Source organism: Paenibacillus ottowii (assembly GCF_006874425.1).
Lineage (GTDB): Bacteria > Bacillota > Bacilli > Paenibacillales > Paenibacillaceae > Paenibacillus > Paenibacillus ottowii.
In genome coordinates this window covers 22,808-37,273 of record NZ_VIJZ01000019.1, presented here as the reverse complement: position 1 = coordinate 37,273, position 14,466 = coordinate 22,808, and the positions used below count along the sequence as shown (strand labels likewise).

Sequence of the window (14,466 nt, the reverse complement as noted above, 5' to 3'; positions counted from 1 at the left end):
TCCTCCCCCGCCCACTCCCGGTATTACTTACAAAACTGGGTGTACATGTACAGTAGGATTGTAAAACCTGCAAGGGTGGAAAATAAATAACATCTTAGTTCTTACCGCCATAGCCCTTATAAGTAGCGTAAACTGCATCTGCATATTGATTGGCCAGAATAGGACGGCCATAAGAGTCTGTAGCTCCCGGATACCAGTTATCTCCTCCGTTATAGTGTAATAAGCCATTATATATGTTGCCGAATCTAGTAATCTTTTCATTTAAAATCAGTCCGCCCAAGCATACCTGATCTTGTTCACTGCCGTGATTATAAGCACGGCCAAATTTTGAACTGAATTGAGATAAATAAGCATTACGTGTGTTTGGTTCTACCTGCATCAATCCGTCGCCGGCTGATGGACTGCCTGGTAAGCCTGCTCCAAAGCTGCTTTCCTTTTTGATCAAAGCACTCAGCAATAAAGCAAAATCTCCGCCTTTACCGAATTTATCGCCCGCATTCATTGTGTATGTCCATATGTGGCTTGGAACTTCTGAAGGCTTTGTTACTGAAGGACCTGTTGGTGGCGTTGTTGGCGGTGTTGTAGGTGGCGTAGTTCCGCTGCCGCCTTTCTTCCATAAAGCAGGAACATTGGATGGTTCCCAGCCTACAAGGGAAGTATGTGCCTGAAGACAGGTATAAGTACTTCCACTATATGTTACTGTATCATTTACCGCATATGCAGTATTTGGACGTTCATACAATATTTATACCATAACGAACATTGTTCGTAAAGAACAATGTTCGTTATGTGTTAGAACACCTACATGTTCTAACTTTAGAACTCTCATCTTTTTCGCGCCTCCAAAAGGCGGAATTTAGGAGAAGAGGATATCTTGGTGTCGTGTGAAAGTATATCGCAACGCTCCACTACCCGCCGGATATATATCGCTAGCTCCAGAAGTTTGGGCTTACCGGACGCGCTGGGGTTATGGCGGCAGCCGCAGGACCGATCGATGAGGATCGGACGGATTGACGCGGCATCAATGCGTCAAAGTCAAGAGGCCGCTGAAGAGCTTTCGTAAGCTTTTTTCTGTTGCGGACGGAACCACGAGGCAGCAAGAGCGAGTAGAGAAGTCCCTATTAGTGCGATGATGACCCAGCGGTAACCGTGAATGACGAAAGCAAAATCAACGGCAGAAATCACATTGTTCTTTCCGGAATACAGCACGTTCTTCAGGTGGGCTGGCAGCGCTGCGCCGACGATGGTTAAAGAAAGAGCCGTACTCAGCACTTGACCCAAGTTATATAGCATGGACCGCAGTCCATTCGCCACCCCGCGGCTTTGCTCCGGAACGCTTGACATGACCTCCGTCGTATTGGGGGTAAGGAATAAACCGGTCCCGACCCCGATTAACAACATGCCGCAAGCGGTGACCCCGTAAGAGAAATTTCCACCGACCACGAATAGGAGTAGTAGTAGTCCTGCTATAGAAATAAGAATTCCAAGTGAGGCCAGAACTCGAATGGCCGCCTTCTTAGTCAACATGCCAGCAATCGGAGAAATGACCAACATCCCTATCGTAATTGGAAGGATCCTTAGACCGGCATTAAGCGCGTTTTGGTGGAAGGCAAATTGGTAATAGAGAGCGAAGAGCAGAGCAACCGCCGTACGGGCAAAAGAATTAAAGAATGTAGCGATGTTCCCCATACTGAACGTCCAGCTTTCAAAAAGGCTTAAATCTAGTAGAGGTGATGCTGAACGATGCTCATGCCATAAAAATATAGTAGTAAATATGGCGAATATCGCAAAACCTCCGATCACCTGCTTGTCTCCCCAGCCCAGTTCTCCCCCCTTGGATAAAGCAATGATTAGACCCGCTAAAGCGACAAAGATCATGATGCCTCCATATCCGTCCACTTTTTTATGGAGGTGCGCTAGGGGCTTCACCCTTAGAATCCAGAGCCCCCAGATGAGAGCAATGATCCCGAAGGGAACATTAGACCAGAACACCCACCTCCAGCCTCAGGCGGTCGTGACCACGCCGCCGACGACCGGGCCAAGCACCTGCGCGACGGAAGCGGACAATAAATTCAGACCGAGACCGGTGCCCAGCTGCGATTGGGGAAACGCATCGGTAATCAGCGGTGTTGTGTTCGTCACTACGAGCGCTCCTCCGGCAGCCTGTACGATCCGAAGAAGGATTAGTACCTCTACATTAAAAGCATAACCGAGTAGTAAACTGGATACGGTAAAGATGGCCATTCCTATTAAATACATTCGGCTTCTTCCGAAAATATCCGAAATTTGTCCGAAGATTAAAATCAGGATAGTGTTTACCAGCATATAGGAAAGTAAAATCCAGCTGGAAGCTGCCGCATTCGCATGAAATTGCTGGCTTAATTCCGGCAATGCGACATTAAGCGTTCCGATATTGACCAGAACCAGGAACGCTCCGAGACTGGTTACAGATAAGACATACCAGGGGTACATCCTATCGGACTTGGGACTTCTCTTTTGGGTCATAGAGACCAACCTCCTGAAATAAAAAAACGACCCCTGGAACCTGATAAATCCAAGGGCACATCTCCTTTGGGTTCAAACTTCAGCAAAGGCAGAAATGATTTCCTGTGTTGTCCGAACACGCCCGATGCGTGGAAAAATAAAATTTTTCACGTGATCGTGCTCGGCTTGAGAAAACCCGGTCATGGCATCGATCGCCAAAATCAGCTGATACCCATTCATATACGCTTCCCGCGCGGTCGTATCCACGCCAAGCCCGGTAGCGATGCCGCATAAGACGATGGTGTCGATTCCCCGGCGACGCAACTGCAGGTCGAGCTCCGTTCCGTAAAAAGCTCCCTATTGCTTTTTAGTAATGATGTGGTCTGTTTCGGCGACCCGCATTTCCGGGACGATTTGATCGCTTGCTGTAGCCGGGAAGTGAGAATGTAGTCTGCAACTGGCTCTTCATCCCCCATTTAAATAAGCCGCCAAGATACCCAGACGTTACCTTGCTCTACACCAACCTGGTAACAACCTTGTTTCCTTGATCGGCCAGTTACGGATTTACTTGCATTTTTATGGTAAAAATAGAAGGCTCAATTTTGATTTTTGTCCCAGTCCAAGAAAACAACTAATAACAATAAATGAAAAAAGCCGCAAAAGTCGCGGCTATTGTGAAATACACTGTCAATACAAAGTATTACCACGAATCTTATAGAATTCGGCAACAACCAGTGGCTGAAATACAGTTTATAATAGTATAGCTTCTTGCTCTAAACGCTTGCCCGTACACAACATCTCTCGAATTAATCCGTGAAACTAGGAATTATCCGTGTTTTCCAGTAGCTGCTCCAATTTGACTTGATAATCTGCAGTGAAGGTTTCTGCCCAATCCAAATGCTGATGGAAAGTAGTCTTATCCATACGATAGGGTCGTAGTTGTGGAAACACTGATTTTTGAAAATGCCGGAATATTTGGAACCCTCCCCAATCGATGTCGCCCCAAAACTGAACTTCAATCTGAAGACCATTTTTATCAAATTTATCTTGGATTTGCCGAAGGAAAAATCGTTTATCCGGTCCTGGAAAACCTCCAAGATAAACAACAATGATCTTCTTCTCTAACAAATTACCAATTCTCGATAACGATTGGATATATTCATGAAATACAGTTTTATTTCCAATGATAAGAATGCGTTCAGCCCTCAAATCTATCACGCGGCCTGCTTTCATTAATTGCGAGTGAACCGTCACACCAAAGAATAGTCGCTCCGGGAGAGATTCACCCATTTGTAATTCAATTACGTACAAGGCTTGAAGTAACAATTTAGTTTGGACATAATCTTTACTTCAACTGAGATAAATTTGTCAATACTGACTACTAGATCAAAGTTGGAGGAATAAGCACATGGTGACCTGAAGCGGATTATTGTCAAAACAAGAATTACGTCAATTCGTAAAAGAGCATAATTTTCAATCGGCAGAAGATATTCAATGGACATTAAAGGAATTATTTGCAGATGTACTTCAAGAAGCATTAGAAGCCGAACTGGATACGCATCCCGGTTATGAGAAACATGATGTAAAAACAAACAAACGAGAAACAGCCGCGACGGCTACAACAGTAAGAAAACCGTAACCTCCGAATACGGTGATGTAGAATTTGAACCTGTAGTCGTGAAGAAAAATCAAACGAATGTGACCGGCATTGAGGAGCACATATGTATGCGAAGGGTATCAGTACACGGGACATTCAGGATCATTAGAATAAGTCAATATCTCCGAAACGCTGGCTGATTAATTCTCGGTACTGTCCGTTCTCTATGCGTAATTCGTCCAAAGCATCTTTATACGTACTTATAAGCTGTGTTAAATGAGTAACCTTGGCTTGCAATTCCCGGTGCTCCTGGGCTACAATCTCAGGACTTGTAATCGTTGGTTCTCCTTCAGAGGCCGAGTCTAGGATTAATTGTATTTCCTCATTCAATTTGGTGAACCATTTTTCCAAATATTCCTTATAGGAACCCGTCCACAACATTCGCGAGCTTTTCAATCTGATTCGCGGGCGTTTTGCAATCATATCGTACACATCTGATTTTGAAAGACGCGATAATCGCCCCTTTTTGACATCATTTAAAAGCTTTCTTTTTACTTGTGCACATTCCCATGCCAAGTCGCTGCTACTGAAAGAAACCGGACGAGCCAATTTACTTTACCTCCCCACTTAAAATATAACAAAGCACTTCTGCATTAGTTGGATTAGGCTTCTCTTTAGACTGTTCACGAAAGTATGCCTTTGCTTTCTTAAAGAGCAATGAATGCAGTTTTTTCGCCTCATTTGGCGGCATTTTAAATTTATTTACCCAGAGACTTCTTTCTGTTTTGTTCAACCGTTCCTTTATATCCTCAGCCTTCTGAAAAACCATTTTTCGTTGTCCTGTGGACTTGAAATTTTTCTCTGCATCGAGACAATAGTAATAATGCAACATTTCACGAAATATGTCGGCCTTGTGCGCATCTTCTGTACCCTCATCAGGACATAATCATCACATGCTCTACAATGCCCGGGTGTATGACCACAGTTTAGCAAGACATGTGCATTACAATTATGCGTATAACCACCTACGTTAACCTCGTGTAACTCATCTTCCAAATCAATAACTTTACCTTGGAAACGTGGTGATTCCTCTATAATTTTCTGGGTTAATTTATATGCTTCATCTAGCTTTTGAGGCGTGACCTCAAACTTAGATGAAATTTCGGTTATCTCATCAATGGCTACATATTCAGTAGACGAAATTCCAGCCCCTTCTGTCTTATCAGCATCCTCCCCTTCCGGTTTCTTTCTCCAAACGCCTTTTTGAAGTAGATGACCAAACTTTGCAACTTCTTCTGCAGGCATTGTTTCCGTATAAGGCTTTTTTGAGGAAGGATGACTATGTCCGGCCTGCCTCTCTAGTAGCTCATCATTGTCTCCTAAGATACGCCGATAAGTAAGATGGAGCGCTCTTAGATTATGGGGTGTGAAATATGGCTTCCTAAGTTCAGGCCATAACTTCGATTGAATGCGAGTTAAAAAATTATACAGTCCGCTAGTTCGTATAGGGCCATCATTATGTTTTGAAGCCAGTAAACGAAGTTCCGTAAGGCCATCCCCACCCCACTCTCTTGGAAAAAATATAGGTTCTGATGGGGCAAAATGAATCAATTCGTTAAACCATCTTGCAGCATCGCTCTTCACTAGAGCGTGATGAACCCATTCATAGCCGTTTCGATCGGGTTGATTGCGAATGGTCTTGGTTTTGTGAAAACGAATCCAGGAATTATCCTGCGAATCTATAAATAAAGCATTCTGAAGCAAATTAACTATTTCATGAGGCCTTGCTGCAGTTGATAACATCAACAGGCAAGCCCGCCTATGACGAAAGTCCATCAGAATGTTCTCGTTAATTAAAGGAGTTTGATCGTTCATTAAGGTCTGCACAAGAATATAAGCTTTGGACATACTAAATACTCGTCCATGATCTTTTGACATAACACGTCTAGGTCTTGGCATAATCCGTTCTATGTTGTATGAAGCATTTGTAGTTCTTATAAGCCACCTAAGCCAATGTCGAAGCGCCACTCGGAAAAACGTCTTATCTTCTTGTCCCTTCATCTGGCCAAAAATCTCTGTGTATACTTCTGATATTGAATTCTCGCTTATGTCAGTAAGACCTTTTGATCGACATTTGATTGCAAAATACCGGATGTACTTGACTATCGCTTTCCAATAATTTATGCTGATAGTTTTTTTACCGTATCTGAAAAGTAAATTTCCTTCATCGTCGTAATAATCATCAGTTATTGAATCATTCACACGTTGCCTCAAGTAAGAAAATGCAAAGGTATAGAGACTCTCCTCAAACGGCGTTTGGGTTGGATATATTCCCGTGGCTATCCAGAGACTTCTTTCCGCTTCATCGCAAGGTATGACCGGTTTATTTTCAATCAAGGAATCTGTTTCTTTAGCTAACATCTTACCTAGGAGGGTTAAACTACTTCTATGATATTTAGCGATCTTACTTGCTTTTGCTAATACAGAGGAAGTAATAATATGATTACCCTCTAACCCTTCCTTAAGGGCGTAACCTGCGAACCATAAGCAAACTACAGTTCGAAGCAAAGGAATCCTTTTCTTTGCCTTTTGTAGTTGTTTTTCGCTATCCATCGGATACAATACCGGATAGTATTTATCATAAAGGCATCAAAGTACTCAAAATTCGGTAACTCGGGAAAAGGAAATTTATTGAATTCGGTCTTGGTTGGAAATGCGATCTCTAAAGGCAAACTGATCCGTTGTAAAAAGGCAAGCAGTAATACGTAATCTCTTTGGGTGCCGGGTAACTTGAAAAATATTGTGGGTTGTACCAAATCCGTTAAGGAGCTTGATAAAATAGGTTCAACCCGTCCCCAAGTCTCTGCCGATCTGTATTGTTCATACTCCGATCTTGTCAGATGCTCTCTACTCTCGAATTGTCCCTTTCGCCTTACAGTAATGGGTCCAAATCTCAGGGATTGCCAAGCTAATATTTGCGACACGATTTCACCTCTTTCCAATCTAAGCTCAGACTAGTCGACTGATAACCTCTATTTGAATCTGTTCGTCACTATAGCCGAAATGCCGAATCATGTCCCCAAGCAACGCTAATTGCGTAGCTAATCCGGCCGCCTTGGCGTTTTTGGTTGTAAAATCCCGACTGCCTCGCATCATGTTCCACATGTCCTTGGTTAATCTGGCCAAAGTATGAAATGCCTGTGCTGCTTCACTTTTTCGTATGGCGAAATGATGACAGGAAAAACACTTTGCCTCAAAAAGGCAAGCCCCCTGTATTAAACATCTTCCTACACCTGTAGGAGCTGGAAGCCCGAATTTTGCAAAGAATTCATCTAAAGATAGCTCTTCAGATCCCAAAGCTTTTATCAATTCGTCAGGCTCAGTTTGTTCGCTGGCAAGTGCTTCGAAGATTCGCCAAATAAACCGTCCCGCAATCTCACCATCCTGATATTTCTTAATAGTAGCAAATAACAATGCTTGACGGGAGAGATTACTTCGTAAGTATCGATTCAGCATGGTTTGATTTTCATGACCTGCAGCAAGTCGTGCTAACTCACTGTTCCCGGTTTCGATTGCAATGTGAGTTATGAGATAGTGTCTGTAACCATGAGCCTTCCCTTTTTTATCTCCATGTCCAATAAATTCTGCTATCTTGTCAAAAAACCTATATATTTGTCTTTCATTCAAGATACAGGGATATTCCAATTTAAAAAGATGCACATACGATGCATCCGCTCTTTCGTTCCGTATCGGTCGGAAGGCTTTATCGCTCGATCTTTTCTGTAAAAATTCGACCGCTCTAAGACCTGCAAAATCAATTATAGGAAATTGGCCGTTACGATGTTTAGCTTTCTCAATACCTGAATATGGGCTGTATAATCCTACCGCTGATGGAGCATTAGGCAATGGCAGCATACATTCTTCAGCCTGAAGATTGAGCAGATACGTTTTACGCACCGGTGATGAGGCAATAATTAACCAAAAAGCGCGACATAAAACTTCAACATCATCTTCGGGATGATAATTTTCAATTGCTTCCTTCATGAGCATCGGGAAGTTTGGGTCATCAAAAGCGAGGCCATCACCGGAATATGTTTCTTCTTGGGCCTCACGATGAATTCCAGAATATAAATCACTGGGCCAGTCAACGTATGTTGGAAAAAATGTATGAGAACCTTTCCCCCAATCAAAGAATAACTTTATGTGTAGAAGATTGTTCCCGGTATACTTAGCTGAAAACTCCTCTCCATCGTTATTCTTTGAAATGTAATCAAACAAATCGAGAAAATCTTCATACTCGAGAGATGAAGCATCCGACTCCACGTGCTGGTCAAGCCATTTGAAAAATTTATGCAAAGCACTGCCCGCTTTACGAATATAATAGTCTAGCGAATTACTTCGTTTTAAACATCTAACGTCACTCCTCTCGTTAAGCCCGATTATTTCTTCCAGCGTTTGCACAGACGCGGCTCAATTCATACGAGTCCCTTCTCATTCAAAGCATTTAAATTCAACTAAGAACGGATGATTTTCCAATCAAATGCCCATAATAAAGCTTAATGAAAAATCCATAAAAAGATAATGGTGATTACATGTGGAAATCTTCCGAAATAAATACCTATCCGTTAAGCCTTGATGTTTTAAAAACGATGCTTGCCGGCATATCAGAAGCCAGTATCATTGAACGTTGCCCACCTTCCGGAAATCCGATTTGGATTATATATCTGGATACGCTGGTCGATGAGGCACGCATCAATGAATCCATCCTGAAGCCATTGCTTACTTTAACCGACAGCCCGGTTCCGGAGCGTATTTTAAACTGTAAATTCACAGAAATTCATACACTTCAAGATGCAGAAAAGCAACTGATGCGGGCAGCGGTGATCGTACATGAGCCTGCGTTAAATCAATGGTGGACCACTGTTCTTCCGGTTACCCTCGGTCGTCCTGTAGGAAAATCAGAAACGGAAACCATTATTTACGGGCCGCAGGATAGCTTTACGGAGCAGATTGATCAGAATATAACTTTGATTCGCCGGCGGCTTCCTTTAAGTACATTGAAGTCGGAACAGTTCACAGCCGGTTCGCTTAGTTCTACTTCAGTCTCCCTGCTATACATTGAGGGTTTAACTAATACTAACCTTATCTCCATCACTAAAGAGAAGTTAGCTGCCTTGAACTATGATATATTCCTTGATTCCGGTCAAATTGGAGTTTTTATCGAAGATCACGCCAACAGCCTCTTTCCGCAGCTGCAGCAAACGGATCGACCCGATCAATGCGCTTATTCGCTGGCCATGGGCAAGGTCGTGATCCTGGTAGACAATTCTCCATTTGCTCTGATCGGACCTATAACATTTTTTCATCTTTTCCAATCGCCCGAAGACTATATCCACCGCTGGATAGTCGCCAGTTTTTTGCGTTTACTCCGGTTCTTCAGCTTTTTTCTGTCGCTGATACTGATTCCGGTATATGTTGCCTTAACGGCCCATCACTACCAGATGATCCCTCTGCCTCTTCTCTTTGTCCTGATTGAATCCCGCAGCAAGCTTCCATTCACCCCATTTTGGGAGGGGTTGATCATGCTCGTAATATTGGAAATTATTAAAGAGGCCAGTTTAAGGATGCCTAACAAAACGAGCCAAACTTTAGGTGTCGTAGGAGGTATTGTTATTGGACAGGCAGCGGTTGAAGCCGGTTTTGCCAGCAAAGTGCTGATCGTTCTTCTAGGTGTATCGGGGATCGCCTCTTTTCTGTCGCCGAATTACCAGATATCCAAAGCAAATACGGTCATCCAGCTGACTTTTCTCTGTTTAGCCGCTTATTTCGGTATATTCGGAATTATATTAGGCTTAATCGTTCTGCTGGCGCATTTGAACGGATTAACTTCACTGAGAGAGCCCTATTTGGCTCCTCTGACCCCCCTTTATTTTAAGGACTGGAAAGATTTTGTAGTGAGGGTAAATCTTCATTGGATGGAAACGCGACCTTCCTATTTGAAACCGTTGAAAAAATGGCGATACAGCCGCAGGAGACGATGACATGTCCGCATTCACGCTGTTCGGTAAAAAGGAAACGCTTGGCAACTTGTATGCCGGGCTGCTCATGAACAGACTTCAAATGCTTTATTATTTTCTCATCATGCCTATGTACCTGGCCCATTTCTATATGGTTTGGGTGATCCTGGGATTGGGACTTCTCTCTCAGCTGATGCTGTGGATGTTGTCCAAGTGGTTGACATCTCCCTGGGCGGCACGGGGGCTTGAAGGCTTTAAGGAATTGCTTGGTCCCAAAACCATTCGGCTGCTGGCTGCGGTCGGGCTGATTCCGCTGTTCCTCAAAACTTCTGTGATCGTACTGGGGTATAGCGGGATTGTACATGAGTATATTTTTCCCGTGATGAATAAGACTGTTCCGTTGATCGCCATTCTATTGATAAGCTGTTACGTAGCCTCTCATGGAATGGAAAGGACTCTCCGTTTCATTGTGATTGCTTTTCTCGGTTCCGTATGGCTCATCCTCTGCTATCTTCCTTTTTATTTCCCGCCGGTCGCAGATTATAAACAACTGTATCCCTTGATACCGCTCCACCCGCCGCTGGACTCCTGGAGAGGTATTGTCATCTGCTGGTCGGCATTGTCGGGTCCGGAGTACCTTATCTTTTTAGTGCCATGGCTGAAGCCGGATCGAAAAACGATTAAACACCTGACCATTGCTAATCTATTCACTATACTTGAATACCTGCTCCTTTTTGTTGCCACTGTCCTCTATTATGGACACGAGTATTTGAAGACGGCCGGGTATCCGGTGCTCAATATGATCAGTTACCTGCAATCCCCTATATTCGAACGGATTGAAATCCTGCTGATTTCTTTTTTTATGTTTAACGTCGTCTTTGCCGTCTCGCTGTTTCTGTTGATGTTCTATGGGGCCCTGCAGATCACAGCAGGCAAAACTCTCGAAAAAAACAGCCGGTTCGGATATTTAGCCAGCTGCTTCCTTATGGGCATCCTCCTTGTCATTACAAACGAAAAACTCTGGAAAGCCGATACGCTCCAGAACCTTTGGCCCGGATTTTTCATGTACTCTGAAGCGGCTACTTTTCTTTTGGTTCCCATACTTTTGCTGATCGCAATGCGGCGGAAAGGAAACACATCTATATGAAACTACGGAGAGCATTGCTCATCATCCTGACATTGATATTAAGCTTGCCGCTAATGACGTCTTGCGCACCGCTTACCGAGAACAATACCATCGAAGAAATTGCCCCGGTAACCTTTCTTTCTCTCAGCGAAGGCAGCGAAGGTAAAATCAAAATCAGCACTCTGGCACCTCCGCTTACCCATGATTCCAAAAAGCTGGTTACCAAAGAGGTGCATATGTTCGAAGAAGGCAGAAAGTATCTCAGCCTTAATTATTACCGCGAATACAAGCTCGGGCAGCTTCGGATACTCTTTATCAGCGAATCTCTGGCCCGCAAGGGAATTGCGCCTCTAATTACCTCACTATTATTGGACCCGGAAACAACACAGCGCTTATATCTTGTTGTCGTCCACGGAAATTTCGATGAATATATCATAGCTAATACTGAGAAACAGAAGGATCTGGAGTATTTTTTGTATCGTATGTTTAAACATTATGAAAACAAACAGCAGGGTACGATGACGGTCATCAATCTGCACCGCTTTTTGCAAAAATATCATAATCCTTTATCCGATCCGGTCCTACCCGTTTTTGAAGCAACTCCGGATGATTTTAAGTATGAAGGCACCGGCCTCTTCCAGAAGGATAAAATGGCGGGAAAACTTTCCCTCCGGCAAGACCACATCTTTCAGCTGCTGGATAATGTAAATTATATTAAACTTTTGCCCCTCCCTGAGTTTTCCATTCTTCTCGGCCAGGTTCGCTCAAAAGTAGACCTTCATTGGAACAGCGGCGACAGCATTTACGCGGTGAATGTCAATTTGTACGCCAGACTGGTGGAATATCAAGGAGATCGTTATTTAGGCGATACAAACAACCTGATGGAATTGCAAAGTGAAATTGAAAACTTTCTGAAGGAGCGTACAACGGAACTTCTTCAGCAAATGCAGAAGTGGGATGTAGACCCGTTATCTATGGGATATGTAGCACTTCATCCATTCTCAAAACCTATTTCCGGAGAAGAGTGGCAGAAAACAAAAAGAAGTCTAAATTATCAGGTGAAAGTTCACCTTACACTCAACCCGCTCCCGGCAATTCCTTCTTATCAATATCATCGTTAGTACTTGCTGTGTGTCAAAATCCCCTCTTTAGGTATGTATGGGAAATTTAAGGGGAAATTAAATTTGGGTCCTGCAGAAAGTAAGGATTCTTTAAGTTGCACCAACGAGATGACCTTATCAGATTCATCTACGATGCATATAGAATCCATATTTTCATCGTAGAAGGCTTCCATTTTATCGGCAATAGTACCATGTTCTTGTCCTGCGCATAGGACATTCATGTAAATTTTGTCAGTCCACCGAAGAGTTAAGTTATTTTAAGGGTTCTCTTATTTGTAAAAGCTGTACCTGTATGCTCAAGATTCCTCCTACAAACAAACAGGTTTTACAGCTAAAAGAAATTATAGCCCAGCCAACTCATACAAAAAATGTTTAGCCCACAAGTGATAGGGTATCGTTCGGAATTTGAAGCAAATACCTGAATGGCCATGAGCTGTACGGGTATCCATAAAGTTAATTCTTAGATTCAATGGGTTTGATCGCCTATTGAGCGAAAAGCGCATTTTCCAAACCCGAACAGAGAATTCCCCGTGAAAAACGGGGATTCAGGTTGTTGAGAATGTGTTTATGGAGTTGGAACTATAATGAATACGGAGACAAAATTATCGACGTAGGGTTTTGGTTTTAATAGGAGACGATAGCACAATAGAAGCAGCGGCAGTCTAAGACTATATTTCTCAAGTCTTAGTGTGCCGCTTTTTCATCTTTGGGCTAGTCTAATACTTATTTTAAAAAGGCTGACGATATTTCTTTCCATTAAACCCTTAATTTCAGGCAGTCGGGTCTAATACTTTATTTTCCGAAGACAATTATACGCTAAGGTGTACCTAAAGTAACGGGCAGTGTGTAAGAAGAAAAACCTAGATTTAAATCTAAGATATATAGATTTTTAAAAAAATGTTATTATTATTTATATAAAAGAAAGTGAGAGTGAAAATATGAATATTAGAGTAGCAAGTGAATTAGACTACCCTGATTTAAGACTTATATACCTAGAATCTCGTCGTAAAAATTTTCATTGGGCAGATATAGAAGAAATGATTTTAGAAGACTTTGATAAGCATACTGAAGGAGAGTATATAATTTTAGCAGAGGAAGATACCCATATCCTTGGATTTGCTTCTTTGTACTTACCAGATAATTTTATACATAATTTATTTGTTCACCCTGATTTCTCAGGCAAGGGTGTTGGTGGTCAATTGGTTAATGCCTCCGTAGAAAAAATGAATAAACCAATAAGATTGAAATGTGTATCTGAAAATCAAAAAGCGATGAAGTTTTATGAGAATAATGGTTGGAAGAAAGTTGTTGAAGAAGGTAAACCAGAAGAAAAATATTGGGTTATGGTATTTGAATAAAATAAATACTTGAGGACTGTTTTATTTTTTTGATGTTAAGGCTAACGGGGGTTTTACTTCAAGATGGGTAAAGCCTTTTTCTTATTCAAGTAAAGAAGCAGAATAGCGAAAGAACGGTTAAATGTAACTCTAATTCTTTTTCAATTGTGTTCACTTCCATTCCTAAATCCTCCTTCTCTTATTTACCGCATAATCCCACAATATAAACTAGATACCCTTGGACCATATTTAGCTTCGTAAGACCCATAATCTCTCCTTTGGCCCACTGAGCAATTCTATCCTGGTCCAAATACCCACTGATTCCCTCTCTCATTTTCGGCATCCTGAAGCACTCTACCGGTCATTATAGAAGCTTGTTCCCGATTGAGTAAGGCATCAAGCGGTTTATATATTTTTAAGCAATATTCATCTATTATATATACATGCGAGCGACTTCCAATTGAATTTAAGAGATTGCATGGAAACAATGTTAGATACTAATCTAATCGGTAATCAGCTCATGTTCTTGTCCATAACGGCAATCGGTAGAAGTTGTTGTCCTTCACTCGGAACAACAACTTCTACCGATAAAACAAAAAAGCCGTTTATAAAGCGACTTAATGGTTCTATGTTCTTGTCCCCGACAACCTTTTTTCTTCCAATGTTATTTAGCTGATAATTTAAATTAGGAACCACTCGCTCTCCTCCGTTAGAAAACATAAATAATGAAATAGGTAACTTTATAAGAGTAGATCAATGAGCCTAAATATATGGTAAAATGGTT

Annotated in this window: 14 protein-coding genes and 4 pseudogenes; 7 read left to right on the top strand and 11 right to left on the bottom strand. The window is 42.3% G+C overall.

Annotated elements, in window-relative coordinates; translation table 11 throughout:
• Positions 1–94: 94 nt before the first annotated feature.
• Positions 95–502, bottom strand: coding sequence for a transglycosylase SLT domain-containing protein (locus FKV70_RS26815; protein ID WP_244310845.1), 408 nt, complete (start codon positions 500–502; stop codon positions 95–97).
• A 13-nt stretch (positions 503–515) separates the two neighbouring features.
• Here FKV70_RS26815 and FKV70_RS26810 point away from each other — a divergent pair, with 13 nt between their 5' ends.
• On the top strand, positions 516–668 hold the full coding sequence (locus FKV70_RS26810) for a hypothetical protein (RefSeq protein WP_231517198.1): 153 nt from the start codon (positions 516–518) through the stop codon (positions 666–668).
• Here FKV70_RS26810 and FKV70_RS27155 read toward each other — a convergent pair.
• Positions 668–742: pseudogene (locus tag FKV70_RS27155) on the bottom strand (carbohydrate-binding protein); the annotation flags it as partial. The gene FKV70_RS26810 and the pseudogene FKV70_RS27155 sit on opposite strands and share 1 nt — an antisense overlap.
• A 132-nt stretch (positions 743–874) precedes the next feature.
• Between FKV70_RS27155 and FKV70_RS25220 the strand changes: the two are divergent.
• Positions 875–1,063, top strand: a complete 189-nt coding sequence (locus tag FKV70_RS25220; protein WP_142614907.1) for a hypothetical protein — start codon at positions 875–877, stop codon at positions 1,061–1,063.
• Here the strand turns inward: FKV70_RS25220 and FKV70_RS25215 are convergent.
• From FKV70_RS25215 to FKV70_RS25200, 3 genes and pseudogenes are all read right to left on the bottom strand, one after another.
• Positions 1,036–2,472 (bottom strand): annotated as a pseudogene (locus FKV70_RS25215) (MFS transporter). The gene FKV70_RS25220 and the pseudogene FKV70_RS25215 overlap by 28 nt on opposite strands.
• 105 nt (positions 2,473–2,577) lie before the next feature.
• Positions 2,578–2,904, bottom strand: a pseudogene (locus tag FKV70_RS25205) (isochorismatase family protein); the annotation flags it as partial.
• Between the two features lie 399 nt (positions 2,905–3,303).
• A complete protein-coding gene (locus FKV70_RS25200) occupies positions 3,304–3,774 on the bottom strand; it encodes a Wadjet anti-phage system protein JetD domain-containing protein (protein ID WP_280115113.1) in 471 nt (156 codons plus the stop codon).
• A 139-nt stretch (positions 3,775–3,913) separates the two neighbouring features.
• Here FKV70_RS25200 and FKV70_RS25195 point away from each other — a divergent pair.
• Positions 3,914–4,247 (top strand): annotated as a pseudogene (locus FKV70_RS25195) (transposase); the annotation flags it as partial.
• Here the strand turns inward: FKV70_RS25195 and FKV70_RS25190 are convergent.
• The 4 genes from FKV70_RS25190 to FKV70_RS25175 all read right to left on the bottom strand — a co-directional run bounded on the left by FKV70_RS25190 (position 4,247) and on the right by FKV70_RS25175 (position 8,542).
• Positions 4,247–4,690 (bottom strand): hypothetical protein, encoded by a 444-nt coding sequence (locus FKV70_RS25190; protein WP_023988780.1) that lies wholly within the window; start codon positions 4,688–4,690, stop codon positions 4,247–4,249. The pseudogene FKV70_RS25195 and the gene FKV70_RS25190 sit on opposite strands and share 1 nt — an antisense overlap.
• 1 nt (position 4,691) lies before the next feature.
• Positions 4,692–4,874: a hypothetical protein gene (locus tag FKV70_RS25185; protein ID WP_142614904.1), complete on the bottom strand. Its 183-nt coding sequence runs from the start codon at positions 4,872–4,874 to the stop codon at positions 4,692–4,694.
• Between the two features lie 8 nt (positions 4,875–4,882).
• On the bottom strand, positions 4,883–6,694 hold the full coding sequence (locus FKV70_RS25180) for a site-specific integrase (protein WP_142614903.1): 1,812 nt from the start codon (positions 6,692–6,694) through the stop codon (positions 4,883–4,885).
• 396 nt (positions 6,695–7,090) lie between these two features.
• Positions 7,091–8,542, bottom strand: coding sequence for a site-specific integrase (locus FKV70_RS25175; RefSeq protein WP_142614902.1), 1,452 nt, complete (start codon positions 8,540–8,542; stop codon positions 7,091–7,093).
• A 131-nt stretch (positions 8,543–8,673) separates the two neighbouring features.
• Between FKV70_RS25175 and FKV70_RS25170 the strand changes: the two genes are divergently transcribed.
• The 4 genes from FKV70_RS25170 (at position 8,674) to FKV70_RS25150 (ending at position 13,703) form a co-directional block, all read left to right on the top strand.
• Positions 8,674–10,122 (top strand): spore germination protein, encoded by a 1,449-nt coding sequence (locus FKV70_RS25170; protein ID WP_142614901.1) that lies wholly within the window; start codon positions 8,674–8,676, stop codon positions 10,120–10,122.
• 1 nt (position 10,123) lies between these two features.
• On the top strand, positions 10,124–11,245 hold the full coding sequence (locus FKV70_RS25165) for a GerAB/ArcD/ProY family transporter (RefSeq protein ID WP_142614900.1): 1,122 nt from the start codon (positions 10,124–10,126) through the stop codon (positions 11,243–11,245).
• Positions 11,242–12,345, top strand: a complete 1,104-nt coding sequence (locus FKV70_RS25160; RefSeq protein ID WP_142614899.1) for a Ger(x)C family spore germination protein — start codon at positions 11,242–11,244, stop codon at positions 12,343–12,345. Before FKV70_RS25165 ends, FKV70_RS25160 begins: the two co-directional genes overlap by 4 nt.
• Positions 12,346–13,283: 938 nt before the next feature.
• Positions 13,284–13,703, top strand: a complete 420-nt coding sequence (locus tag FKV70_RS25150; RefSeq protein WP_142614898.1) for a GNAT family N-acetyltransferase — start codon at positions 13,284–13,286, stop codon at positions 13,701–13,703.
• Between the two features lie 178 nt (positions 13,704–13,881).
• On the opposite strand, the gene FKV70_RS26980 is transcribed toward FKV70_RS25150, so the two are convergent.
• Both FKV70_RS26980 and FKV70_RS25145 read right to left on the bottom strand, forming a co-directional pair.
• Entirely contained in the window at positions 13,882–14,016 is a 135-nt protein-coding gene (locus tag FKV70_RS26980) for a hypothetical protein (RefSeq protein ID WP_280115110.1), read from the bottom strand.
• Between the two features lie 179 nt (positions 14,017–14,195).
• Positions 14,196–14,378, bottom strand: coding sequence for a hypothetical protein (locus FKV70_RS25145; protein WP_142614897.1), 183 nt, complete (start codon positions 14,376–14,378; stop codon positions 14,196–14,198).
• Positions 14,379–14,466: the final 88 nt, after the last annotated feature.